This is a genomic window from Geomonas oryzae, from assembly GCF_004117875.1.
Taxonomy (GTDB): Bacteria; Desulfobacterota; Desulfuromonadia; order Geobacterales; family Geobacteraceae; genus Geomonas; species Geomonas oryzae.
In genome coordinates this window covers 231,999-243,663 of sequence record NZ_RAHW01000001.1, presented here as the reverse complement: position 1 = coordinate 243,663, position 11,665 = coordinate 231,999, and the positions used below count along the sequence as shown (strand labels likewise).

9 protein-coding genes are annotated in these 11,665 nt (G+C 62.8%); 1 reads left to right on the top strand and 8 read right to left on the bottom strand.

What is annotated here, in order from left to right:
- Positions 1 to 154: 154 nt before the first annotated feature.
- Complete coding sequence (lspA, locus tag D6Z24_RS01125; RefSeq protein ID WP_129124699.1) at positions 155 to 661, top strand: signal peptidase II; 507 nt, start codon at positions 155 to 157, stop codon at positions 659 to 661.
- Positions 662 to 1,029: 368 nt separating this feature from the next.
- Here lspA and ybgC read toward each other — a convergent pair whose 3' ends face one another.
- From ybgC to argH, 8 genes are all read right to left on the bottom strand, one after another.
- Positions 1,030 to 1,431, bottom strand: coding sequence for a tol-pal system-associated acyl-CoA thioesterase (gene ybgC, locus D6Z24_RS01120; RefSeq protein ID WP_129124698.1), 402 nt, complete (start codon positions 1,429 to 1,431; stop codon positions 1,030 to 1,032).
- A gap of 70 nt (positions 1,432 to 1,501) precedes the next feature.
- Entirely contained in the window at positions 1,502 to 4,711 is a 3,210-nt protein-coding gene (gene glnE, locus D6Z24_RS01115) for a bifunctional [glutamate--ammonia ligase]-adenylyl-L-tyrosine phosphorylase/[glutamate--ammonia-ligase] adenylyltransferase (protein WP_129124697.1), read from the bottom strand.
- A complete protein-coding gene (gene mtnA / locus D6Z24_RS01110) occupies positions 4,708 to 5,748 on the bottom strand; it encodes an S-methyl-5-thioribose-1-phosphate isomerase (RefSeq protein WP_129124696.1) in 1,041 nt (346 codons plus the stop codon). The genes glnE and mtnA overlap by 4 nt, the downstream gene beginning before the upstream one ends.
- Positions 5,749 to 5,914: 166 nt before the next feature.
- The gene (gene gatB / locus D6Z24_RS01105; protein ID WP_129124695.1) at positions 5,915 to 7,357 is read right to left on the bottom strand and encodes an Asp-tRNA(Asn)/Glu-tRNA(Gln) amidotransferase subunit GatB; all 1,443 of its coding nucleotides are present in this window, start codon (positions 7,355 to 7,357) and stop codon (positions 5,915 to 5,917) included.
- Between the two features lie 184 nt (positions 7,358 to 7,541).
- Complete coding sequence (gene gatA / locus D6Z24_RS01100; protein ID WP_129124694.1) at positions 7,542 to 8,999, bottom strand: Asp-tRNA(Asn)/Glu-tRNA(Gln) amidotransferase subunit GatA; 1,458 nt, start codon at positions 8,997 to 8,999, stop codon at positions 7,542 to 7,544.
- A 67-nt stretch (positions 9,000 to 9,066) separates the two neighbouring features.
- Positions 9,067 to 9,354: an Asp-tRNA(Asn)/Glu-tRNA(Gln) amidotransferase subunit GatC gene (gene gatC, locus D6Z24_RS01095; protein WP_129124693.1), complete on the bottom strand. Its 288-nt coding sequence runs from the start codon at positions 9,352 to 9,354 to the stop codon at positions 9,067 to 9,069.
- Positions 9,355 to 9,443: 89 nt separating this feature from the next.
- Entirely contained in the window at positions 9,444 to 10,214 is a 771-nt protein-coding gene (locus tag D6Z24_RS01090; RefSeq protein WP_129124692.1) for a fibronectin type III domain-containing protein, read from the bottom strand.
- A 2-nt stretch (positions 10,215 to 10,216) separates the two neighbouring features.
- Positions 10,217 to 11,593: an argininosuccinate lyase gene (gene argH / locus D6Z24_RS01085; protein WP_129124691.1), complete on the bottom strand. Its 1,377-nt coding sequence runs from the start codon at positions 11,591 to 11,593 to the stop codon at positions 10,217 to 10,219.
- Between the last annotated feature and the right edge of the window lie 72 nt (positions 11,594 to 11,665).

Sequence of the window (11,665 nt, the reverse complement as noted above, 5' to 3'; positions counted from 1 at the left end):
GGAAACAATCCCATTACCATGCCCTCTCCCCCTGGGAGAGGGTGCCCGCAGGGCGGGTGAGGGCCTTGCCACGAAGCGAGGAGATTGCATCTGCCGACGCCCTCACCCTGTCCCTCTCCCGGAGGGAGAGGGGATATCGGACCTAAAGGACTCTATGAAACTCAAATACATCATCCTCGCGGCGGTTTCGGCGCTGGTGCTGGTGCTGGACCAGTTGAGCAAGGTCTATATCGACAAGACCATGACCCTGCACAGCTCCTTCCCGGTCATCGAGGGGCTCTTCAACATCACCTATCTGCGCAACAAGGGGGCGGCCTTCGGCATCCTCGCCTCTTCGGCCTACCGGCTCCCCTTCTTCCTGATGATCTCCTCCATCGCCGTGGTGGTCATCCTGGTGGCGGTCAGCAAGCTGCGCGACGACCAGAAGCTGAACGTGGTGTCGCTGTCGCTGATCTTCTCGGGCGCGCTCGGCAACATGATCGACCGGATCCGCCTGGGTGAGGTGATCGACTTCCTCGACGTGTACTGGAAGGGACATCACTGGCCCGCCTTCAACATCGCCGATTCCGCCATCTGCGTCGGCGTTTTCATCCTGGCCATCGACATGCTGCTCGAGGAGCGCAGGGAAAAGCAGAAGAACACCCCGTCCGACGCACACTAAACGCCGCCTGGCTCCTTTCCCGCGCTGAGGACCACGGAGCATCTGTCCACGAAGCACCACAATAGCCCCCGCGTCCCCCCCTTTGCGAAGGGGGGACAGAGGGGATTTTTTTTAGGGATGTTCCGGGTTACGTAATTAGGTTGGAAGGCTGGCAGGTTTTGTTGGAAGATGCTGCGGTCTTTGAAGAGATGATGCGCCAAGCGAAGGCAAATCCCCCCTGTTCCCCCTTCGCCAAGGCTACGGGGGACAGGCTCCCCCTTCGCAAAGGGGGGACGTTAGGCATGCTCTCTGCTACAGGGCCTCTGCGACCTTTCGAGGGGACGTGTGACTGGCTTACAGTGCAGGGCGGCGCTGATGCCTCAAACTTACTATGGGTTCTCCTCCAAAAGCCTTGTGAACAGTTCCCTGATCTCGTTCGGCAGGCGCTTCGCCTTCATCTCGGGACTGACGCAGGCCAGCGTCACCTTCGCCTCCACTAGCAGTTTTTCGTCTTCCTTCCGAACCACCTGCTGCGCCACCGTGAAAGAACTGTTCTTAAGCACCGCGATTTGGGTGCGCACCTCCAGCAGGTCGTCCAGTCGCGCCGGTGCGCGGAAATTGGCGTCGATGTGCACCACGGGGAAGATGATCCCCATGTCGTGCATCTCCCTGACCGACAGCCCGTGCTTCCTCAGGAATTCGGTCCTCGCCCGCTCCATGTAGCTTATGTAATTGGAGTGGTAGACCACCCCGCCCGCGTCGGTGTCCTCGTAGTAAATCCGTACGTCCAATGCAACCTCCAAAAAGAAACAAGTCATTTACAGGGATAAAGGGGATAAAGGGGATAAAGGCTTTAATGGTTTAGATGTTATCCCCTGTATCCCCTTCATCCCTGTTAAACGCCTTTGGTGTTTCGCCCCCCAGGATCCTGCCGTACACCTCGCGCACCGCCTCGGTGACCCGCTCGTAATCGGCCATGAGCGCCTGCCCCGGGTTCTTGAGCATCGGATCGTAACCGAGCCTTCTCGCCAGCTTGTTCAGGTACTTGAGCGGTCCGCCCAGGTCGTTCATCGAGTAGTCGTGGATGATCCTCAGCCGGTTTTCCAGGCGGCGCAGGAAACGGTACCCTTCGGCCAAGGCCTGGTAATCCGGCTCGGAGAGAAGCCCTTGCATGCGCATCGCGTCCATCGCTTCGAGCGTGTTCGGACAGCGGATCTCACCATGCTCGCAGCCGTGTTTGAGCTGCAGGAACTGGATGATGAACTCGACGTCCACCATGCCGCCGCGTCCGGTCTTGATGTTGTAGCTGCCGGTCGACTCCTTGGCGAGCTCGTTCTCCATGCGCATCCTGAGTCGGTGAATCTCAGCCCGCACCCCGTCGTCGGCACTGGAGCTGTAAACGGTCTGCTCGATGACCCTTTCCACTGCTTCCTTAAGGCGAGGATCGCCGTAGGTTACCCGCGCCTTGGTTAGTGCCTGGCGCTCCCAGATCTGTGCCTCGTCGGCATGGTAGCTCTGGAAGGATTCGAGCGAGGTGACCAGCGGGCCTGCGTTGCCTGAAGGGCGCAACCGCGTGTCGATCTTGTAGGCGTACCCTTCTCTTGTCTGGGTGGTGAGGACCAGGATGATCTTCTGCCCCAGTTTGGCGAAGTACTCGCGGTTGGTGATGCTCTTCTCGCCGTCGGTGAACCCCTGTCCGTCGTAGATGTAGATGACGTCCAGGTCGGAATGGTAGTTGAGCTCGAAGCCCCCCAGTTTCCCCATGGCGACGATCGCGAAGGAGGCTTCGTGCTTCGTGCCGTCCTCCTCGACCACCATAGGGCGGCCGAATCGGGCGAGTTCCCCGGTCGCCATGCAGCAGGCGGCGGCGAGGGTCACGTCGGCGAGATCGGTCAGCTGCTGCGCCACTTCCGGCTGCTTCATCTTGCCGTAGATGTCGTTCATGCCGATGCGCAGGAACTCCTCGTGCCGGTAGCTCCGCATGGCATCAAGCTGCTCCTCGAAGCCGTCCGCCTGGGTGAGGAAGGTGTCGAGCTCCTTCGCCATGGCGGCGCGCTCCTTTTGCAGGTAGGCGTAGCCGTGCGAAGCCATGCTGTCGAGCAGTTCCGGGTGCCCGATGAAGATCTTGGAGAGGAACTCCGACATCCCGAAAAGCGAGGTGAGGAGCTTCAGGATGTCCCGGTTCTCGGCCAAAAGGGCGTAGATCGAGGACCTGGTCCGTTGCGAGGATAGGAAGCGCTCCAGGTTGGTGAGGGCGAGGTCCGGGTCGGGAGCCGAGAAGACCTCCTGCAAGAAGAGCGGCGCGATCTTCTCCAGGGTGCGGCGCCCCTGTTCGGTGAGGTTCACCTTGGCCGGGCCGTCGCGCAGCACGAGGAGGTTCTCGTAGGCGGCGTCCGGGTGCTCGAAGTGGCGCTCCTCCAGCATGTCCTTGATGAGGTCGGCGTCGGCGTTGTGATCGAAGAAGAAGTGGACCTCGGGGAGGACCTCCTCCTTGATCTTCTCGTCGCGCGACAGGAAGAGGTCGCCGTAGATGGCGGAGACGGCGCGGCGGTGCCGCTCCAGCGTCTCGCTGAAACGCTGCAGCCCGTCCTTTCTCAGGTACCCGCAGCGCCGCGCCAGTGCCAAAAGCTCCTCGTCCTTGCGCGGGAGGGCGTGGGTCTGGCGCTCCTGCACCACCTGGATGCGGTGCTCGACGGTGCGCAGGAAGCGGTAGGCGTCGGAGAGCGAGGCGCATTCGGCTTCTTTTATGAGGCGGGCCTGGTACAGGGTCTTCAGGGCCTTGAGCGAGTTGCGCTCCCTCAACTGCGGGTTCTTCCCGGCGTAGACCAGTTGCAGGGCCTGGATGAAGAACTCGATCTCGCGGATGCCGCCGCGCCCGAGCTTGATGTTGACCTCACCTTCCTGCTTCCTGGCGAGCGAGGCGTCGATCTTCTTCTTCATCGCCATCATGTCCTCGATGAGGTTGTAATCGAGGTAGCGGCGGTAGACGAAGGGGGTGAGCGCGGCGAGAAGGCGCTCACCAAGCTCGATGGAACCGGCGACGGGACGCGCCTTCATCATGGCGGCGCGCTCCCACGACTGTCCCCACGCCTCGTAGTAGACCTCGGCGGAGCGCATCGAGGTGGCGAGGTCCCCCCCCTTGCCGTCGGGTCTCAGCCCCATGTCGACGCGGAAGACGAAGCCGTCTTCGGTGACCTGTGAGATGGCGCGGCTCACCATCTCGGAGAGCTTCACGAAGAAGGCGTGCAGGGTCAGCTTGTTTCTGAACCCGCCGCGTCCGTCGGGGACGCCGGTGCATTCCCCCTTGTCGGACGAGTAGAAGTAGATGAGGTCGATGTCCGAGGAGAAGTTGAGTTCCCGCCCGCCGAACTTTCCCATGCCGATGATGGTGAACTCCGCCGGCACCGGTCCGTCGGGCCCTTCTTCCATGGGGGTGCCGTGTTCGCGCACGAGCTCCCGGTGGGCGGTCTCGTAGGCGATCTGAAGCGTCGCGGCAGCAAGGGAGGAAAGTTCCGCGGTGACTTCCTCCAGCGGGGCCAGGCCGTTCAGGTCGCGGGCGGCGATGCGCAGCATCTCGGCGTACTTGAAACGGCGCAGGTGGGAGAAGATCTCGGCGTAGCCGGTCCCTTCAGGGATGCGCAGGCGAAGGGCCTCCAGCATCTCCTCTTCGCTGCGCCGGATCATGATCTCGCGGTCCATGAAGAGTCGCTGCAAGGAGGAGGAATCGCGGCAGATGATCGTGGTGAGGAAGGGGGAGGAACCGCAGATGTTCATGAGCTGCGCGGTGAGGGCGCGGCGCGAGCAGAGGGTGACGAGCAGGTCGCGCGGGACGATGGTGCTGATGCGCTCGAGGCCGTTCAGCGCCATGTCCGGCATGGGAGCGGCGAGCGAGGCGATGGCCACCTCGACCAGCCGCTCGCCCGGCAGCACTTCGGAAAGAAGCCTCAGGTTTTCGACCGTGCGTGCACCGTAGCTGAAGCCTCCCTGTTCCAGGAGATGGGGGAGGTCACCTTTGTCCGGCTGCGACAGGGCGGACAGCAGCAGTGCGGCGAGGTCGGAAAGGCGGCTCATAGCCCGACCAGTGCTCTGAGTTCCTTCTCGTAATCGCCGCGCACCACCCCTTTTTCGGTGATGATGCCGGTGATGTAGCGGGCGGGGGTGACGTCGAAGGCGGGGTTTCTGACCTTGACCCCTTCAGGCGCGATGGATACCCCCTGCACCTTGGTGACTTCTTCCGGGGCGCGCTCTTCGATGGGGATCTGGTCGCCGTTGGAAAGCTTCAGGTCGAGGGTGGAGATGGGGGCCGCGACGTAGAAGGGGATCCGGTTCTCCTTGGCGAGGACGGCGACGGAGTAGGTGCCGATCTTGTTCGCGGTGTCGCCGTTTGCGGCGATGCGGTCGGCGCCGACCACGCAGAAGTCGATCTGCCCGCTCTTCATGAGCCAGCCCGCCATGTTGTCCGAGATGAGGGTGACCGGAATGGAGTCCTTCATCAGCTCCCAGGCGGTGAGGCGTGCGCCCTGGAGCCAGGGGCGGGTTTCGTCGGCGAAGACGCGGATGTTCTTGCCCGCATCGTGTGCGCCGCGGATCACGCCGAGCGCGGTGCCGTAGCCCGCGGTGGCGAGGCCGCCCGCGTTGCAATGGGTGAGGATGGAAGCACCCTCCTTGACGAGGGCGGCGCCGTGGCGGCCGATTTCCTTGCAGATGGCGAGGTCTTCGGCCTCGATGCTGATCGCCTCGGCCTTCAGGAGCTCACGGATGGAGTTCAGGTCCAGTTCCTTGTGCTGCAGCGCCACGCGCTTCATGCGCTCCAGTCCCCAGAAGAGGTTGACCGCGGTGGGGCGGGTGCGGCCGAGCACGTCGCAGACGTTCTCCAACTGGCGGTAGAAGGTGTCGAAGCCGTCCGCGATGATCTCGCGCGCGCCGATGGCGACCCCCATGGCGGCGGCGATGCCGATGGCCGGGGCTCCCCGGACCACCATGCCGCGGATCGCCTCGGCGACCCCCTGGAAGTCGGTGTACTCGTTGTAGACCTCCTCGGCCGGGAGCCTCGTCTGGTCTATCATGATCACCTTGTTGTCGCGCCACTCTATGGTTCTGAAGGACATATCTACCTCGATGGGAAGCTAACTTCAAAAAACGAGTTTTTTAACGCAAAGCCGCAAAGCCGCAAAGCCGCAAAGCCGCAAAGACGCAAAGTAAAACCGGTGCGAAAACCTCTTATAGTCTCTTGGTTTTCTTCGCGCCTTTGCGTCTTTGCGCTACATACAGCCTTTATGCCTTAAGCTTCTTCAGCAGCAGTTCGTTCACCACGGCGGGGTTCGCTTTCCCCTTGGAGGCGCGCATCACCTGCCCTACGAAGAAGCCGAAGACGGTCTCCTTGCCGCCGCGGTACTGCTCGACCTGGCCGGGGTTGGCGTTCAGCACCTCGTCGACCATCGCCTCGATGGCGCCGGTGTCGGAGACCTGCACCAGCCCCTTTTCCTCGACGATCTTCTCGGGCGCCTTGCCGGTCTTGTACATCTCGTCGAAGACGGTCTTCGCGATCTTGCCGGAGATGGTCCCCTTCTCCATGAGCTTCAGGAGGTCTGCGAGCAGGGCAGGGGTGACCGGGCAGTCGGTGATGGAGCGGTTGTTGTCCTCGTTGAGGGCGCGGGCCACCTCACCCATGACCCAGTTGGAAACGATCTTCGCCTGCGGGAATAGGGCGACGGTCTCCTCGTAGTACTGGGCGAGTTCGCGGCTCGAGACGAGCACCTCGGCGTCGTACTCGGGAAGCCCAAGCTCGGCGACGTAGCGGGCGCGTTTCGCTTCCGGCAGTTCCGGCAGTTCGGAGCGTACGTCCTCGATCCACTGGTCCGGGATCAGCACCGGGACGAGGTCCGGGTCCGGGAAGTAGCGGTAGTCGTGGGCCTCCTCCTTGCCGCGCATGGAGCGGGTGGTGCCGGTGTTCGGGTCGAAGAGGCGGGTTTCCTGGATCACCTTGCCGCCGTCGTCGAGGATCTCGGCCTGGCGCTCGATCTCGTACTCGATCGCCTGCTTGATGAACTTGAAGGAGTTGATGTTCTTCAGTTCCGCGCGGGTGCCGAAGACGGTGGAGCCGACCGGCATGAGCGAGACGTTCGCGTCGCAGCGGAAGCTTCCCTCCTCGAGGTTGCCGTCGCAGATGCCGAGGTACATGACGATCTGGTGCAGCTTCTTGAGGTACGCGATCGCCTCGTCCGGCGAGCGCATGTCCGGCTCGGATACGATCTCGAGGAGCGGTGTGCAGGCGCGGTTCAGGTCGACGCAGGAATCGTCCCCCACCCCCTGGATGTCGGCGTGTACCAGCTTGCCGGCGTCCTCCTCCATGTGGATACGCGTGATGCCGATCCTCTTCGTTTCCCCCTCAACCTCGATGTCGAGGTGTCCGTGCTGGCAGATGGGGAGGTCGAACTGGCTGATCTGGTAACCCTTCGGGAGGTCCGGGTAGAAGTAGTTCTTCCTGGCGAAGACGTTTCTCTGGGTGATGGAGCAGTTGGTGGCAAGGCCCGCGCGGATGGCGTATTCCACCACCTGCCGGTTGAGGACCGGAAGCGCGCCGGGGAAGCCTAGGCAAACCGGGCAGGTCTGGGAGTTCGGCTCCGAGCCGAACTTCGTCGAGCAGCCGCAGAAGATCTTGGTGTTGGTGGTGAGCTGGGTGTGTACCTCAAGCCCGATGACGACCTGATATTTCATATGAGCTCCAAAAAACCGAAAGGCTGTAAACCGTTAGCCACGGAGAAAATCTGAGGAAATCTGAGAAAACCAAAACAAAGCTTTTGGGTTGCCCCAAAGTCTTTTAAGTCTTTTAAGTCTTTTTGGGGGTCACGGTTTTCTCCGAAGTTCTCAGATTTTCTCCGTGGCCAATGGTTTTAAGGTTTTACAGCGGCGCTTTCTTCAAGTGCCACTGGGTCTCCTGCTCGAACGCGTACGCGGTGGAGAGGATGGTCGCTTCGCCGAACGGCTTCCCTATCAGCTGCAGGCCGATGGGAAGTCCCGCCGCGCTGAAGCCTGCGGGGATGCTGATGCCGCAGGTCCCGGCCAGGTTAACCGGAATGGTGAAGATGTCGGAGAGGTACATCTGCAGGGGGTCGGCCAGCTTCTCGCCGATCTTGAAGGGAGGGGTCGGCGCGATCGGGGTGAGCAGCACGTCCACCTCGTTGAAGGCGTTCAGGAAGTCCTGCATGATGAGCGTCCTGACCTTCTGGGCTTTGACGTAATAGGCGTCGTAGTACCCGGAGGAGAGGGCGTAGGTCCCGAGCATGATCCTTCTCTTCACCTCGGAGCCGAACCCTTCGGCGCGGGTCTTCGCGAACATCTCCTTCAGACCGCGGACCTCTTCGGCGCGGTGGCCGAAGCGGACGCCGTCGTAGCGGGCGAGGTTCGAGGACGCCTCGGCGGTGGCGATCAGGTAGTAGGTGGCGACGGCGTACTCGGTGTGCGGCAGGCTCACCTCGCGCAGCTCCGCGCCCAGGCTCTTATAGAGGGCGATCGCCTCGTCCATGGCCCGCTTCACGTCCGGGTCGAGCCCCTCGATGAAGTACTGCTTGGGAAGGCCGATCTTCAGCCCCTTGACGCCGCTCTTGAGACCGGCGAGGTAATCCGGCACCGGCGTGTTGACCGAGGTGGAGTCCTTCGGGTCGTAGCCTGCGACGGCACCCAAAAGAAGCGCGGCATCGGTCACGTCGCGGGTGAGCGGGCCTACCTGGTCGAGCGAGGAGGCGTAGGCGATGACGCCGTAGCGGGAGACGCGGCCGTAGGTCGGCTTCACGCCGACGCAGGAGCAGTGCGAGGCGGGTTGACGGATGGAGCCGCCGGTGTCGGTGCCGAGCGTCGCGGTAGCGGTGCGTGCGGCGATGGCCGCGGCGGAGCCGCCGGAAGAGCCGCCCGGGGTGCACTCGAGGTTCCACGGGTTCTTCACCGGACCGAAGTAGGAGGACTCGTTGGAGCTCCCCATGGCGAACTCGTCCTGGTTCAGCTTGCCCACGATGACTGCGCCCTGTTCCTTCAGCTTCGCTACCGCAGTGCCGTCGTAGGGAGGGACGAAGTTCTCAAGGATGCGGGAGCCGCAGGTGGTGCGGATCCCCTTGGTGATGAAGATGTCTTTGAGGCCCATCGGGATGCCGGTGAGGGGGGCGATGTCGCCTGCAGCGATGCGGCGGTCAGCGGCTTCCGCCTCGACGAGCGCCTGTTCCGGGGTGACCGTGATGTAGGCGTTCACCTGGCCGTCCACTGCCTCGATCCGGTCCAGCATGGCACGGGTCGCCTCCACCGAGGAGACCTCCTTCGCCTTAAGCTTTTCGTGCAGTTCGTGTATGGTAAGGTCGAAAATTTCCATTAAACACTCCAATTCTGAGATCGTCTGACCGGTCCGACTAGTCCGACCTGTCTGACTGGTCAGACAGCTATTCTATGACCTTGGGCACCCTGAAGAAGCTCTCGGCGCGCTGCGGCGCGTTGGCGAGGGCGTTCTCCACGCCGATCGAGCCGGTCGGCTCGTCGGCCCTGAAGGCGTTCTCCATGGGGACCGCGTGCGAGGTGGGGACGATGCCTTCGGTGTCCAGTGCGTTCAGCTTCTCCACGTAGGCGAGGATGCCGTCCATCTGGCCGGTAAAGGTGTCCAGTTCGGCGTCGGTAAGCTCCAGTCGGGCGAGCCGTGCTACGTGCTCGACCTCTGCTCTTGTGATCTTCATGCCTGCTCCAAATACGCCCCGCGAAGGGCGTCCTGATGTTAGTTAGCGTTCCCGGTTATTATCATGAACGACCTGAAAAGGCAACGGGCCTACTCCGGCAGCACTAGCCCGGCTTCGACGAGGTTCGAAGGGGCGCTCTCGACGGTGTCGGCACCGACCTTGGCCACGCTGGTCACCGTGTAGCGGTAGGTCAGCCCGAGCACCAGCTCCTGGTCCCGGTAGGTGGTGCCGGCAAGCGGCTCCTTGTTGACCGGAGCGAGCGGCGCCGGTTCGTCCTTCTTGCTCTTGTAGATGTTGTAGCCGACGAAGGTTCCCTCCTCCGGGGGGAGGGCGACGTAAGTCAGCTCGACCTCGTTCGGCGAGCCGTGCGCCTCCAGCACCGGTGGAAGCGGGGGCGTGACCGCGGAGCGCCGCACCTTGTTGGAGTCCTTGCTCTGCGCCCCGTCCTTGCTGTAGGAGCGCACCTTGTACTGATAGGTCCGCCCTTTCTGCAGGTCGAAGTCGTCGTAGATCCAGAGCCCGCCGGCCCGGCGCACCTTTTCGGGAAGCTCCAGGTCCACCTGGGCGAGCTGGCTGTAGGCGCCGGGGCACTCCTCGCAGTCTTCGGCGGGGGGGAGTACGTTGCGCCGGAACAGCAGAAAGCCGGCGAGGTCCTCAAGCTTTCCTCCCCCTTCCTGCTTGCCGGGAGCGCTCCAACTCACCTGCAGCTCGCCGCCCTTTTGCGCCACGGCAAGCGAGGCGATCGGTGCCGGAACCAGCGCCTCGGGGGGGACGAGCGGTCCTTTCTTGGCGCATCCGGTGAGCAGGGCAAGGCTCGCCGCAACCGCCATGGCGGGAAGGAGTCGACGCGAAGCCGCCACGGCTAGCGTCCTTCCTTCGCCCGGGCGATTTCGGCCTTCACGCGCTCGAGTGCGGTGCCGCCGGTCGCCTTGCGCGCGTTGACCGAGGCCTCGAGGGTGATGGCGTCGAATATGTCGTCCTCGATGCGCCCCGAGAAGATCTGCCACTCGGCGAGGGATAGCTCCGGGATGTCCATCTCGTTCTCGATGCAGTAGCGCACCGCCTTACCGACGATCTCGTGCGCGTCGCGGAACGGGATCCCCTTTCTGACCAGGTAGTCGGCCACGTCGGTCGCGGTGGAGAAACCCGCGGCGGCGGCCACCTTCATGCGGTCCGCGTTCACCTTCATCTCGCGCACCATGTCGGCGAAGATCTTCAGCGACCCTTTCACGGTGTCGATGGTGTCGAAGAGCGGCTCCTTGTCCTCCTGCATGTCCTTGTTGTAGGCGAGCGGGAGCGACTTCATCAGCGTGAGCAGGGACATGAGGTTCCCGTAGACACGGCCGGTCTTGCCGCGCACGAGCTCCGGGACGTCCGGGTTCTTCTTCTGCGGCATGATGGAGGAGCCGGTGCAGAAGGAGTCGGAGAGATCGACGAACTTGAACTCGCTGGTGGACCAGAGGATGAGTTCCTCGGCGAAGCGCGAGAGGTGCATCATCAGGATCGAGGACGCGGCGCAGAACTCGAGGGCGAAGTCGCGGTCGGAGACCGAGTCGAGGGAGTTCCTGGAAACCTCGGGGAACTCGAGGAGCTCCGCCACGTGCTCGCGGTCGATGGGGAAGGTGGTCCCGGCCAGTGCGCCCGCGCCGAGCGGCAGCACGTTGGTGCGCTTCAGGCAGTCCTCCATGCGCCCCTTGTCGCGCTTGAGCATCTCGTGGTAGGCCATCATGTGGTGCGAGAAGAGGATCGGCTGCGCGGTCTGCAGGTGGGTGAATCCCGGCATGATGACGCCCAGGTTCTCTTCCGCCTGGAAGATGAGGGCATCGATCAGAAGGTCGATGTATGCGGAGATCTCCACGAGTTCGTCGCGCATGTAGAGGCGGATGTCGAGCGCCACCTGGTCGTTTCTGGAGCGGCCGGTGTGGAGCCTCTTGCCCGCGTCGCCGATCTTCTCGGAGAGGCGCGCCTCGATGTTCATGTGGATGTCTTCCAGGGAGACCGAGAAGTCGAAATCGCCCGCCTCGATTTTCTCCAGGATTTCCCGGAGGCCGTGCACGATCGCCTCGACGTCCGCCACCGGGATGATCCCCTGCTTGCCGAGCATGGTGGCGTGGGCGATGGAGCCGCGGATGTCCTGGTGGTACAGGCGCTTGTCGAAGTTGATGGAGGCGGTGAACTCTTCTACGAACTTGTCGGTGGGCTGGGTGAAGCGTCCGCCCCACAGTTTGTCTTTGGACATGTCTTTCGGTCTCCTGCTGCTGATTTTTTGGAACTGCAACTTCTTTAACTCAAAGACGCCAAGGCGCGAGGG

Coding starts and splice junctions, on each gene's coding strand:
- gatC (WP_129124693.1), bottom strand. CDS start 9,354: ATGAAGATCACAAGAGCAGAGGTCGAGCACGTAGCACGGCTCGCCCGA.
- lspA (WP_129124699.1), top strand. CDS start 155: ATGAAACTCAAATACATCATCCTCGCGGCGGTTTCGGCGCTGGTGCTG.
- glnE (WP_129124697.1), bottom strand. CDS start 4,711: ATGAGCCGCCTTTCCGACCTCGCCGCACTGCTGCTGTCCGCCCTGTCG.
- argH (WP_129124691.1), bottom strand. CDS start 11,593: ATGTCCAAAGACAAACTGTGGGGCGGACGCTTCACCCAGCCCACCGAC.
- mtnA (WP_129124696.1), bottom strand. CDS start 5,748: ATGTCCTTCAGAACCATAGAGTGGCGCGACAACAAGGTGATCATGATA.
- gatB (WP_129124695.1), bottom strand. CDS start 7,357: ATGAAATATCAGGTCGTCATCGGGCTTGAGGTACACACCCAGCTCACC.
- gatA (WP_129124694.1), bottom strand. CDS start 8,999: ATGGAAATTTTCGACCTTACCATACACGAACTGCACGAAAAGCTTAAG.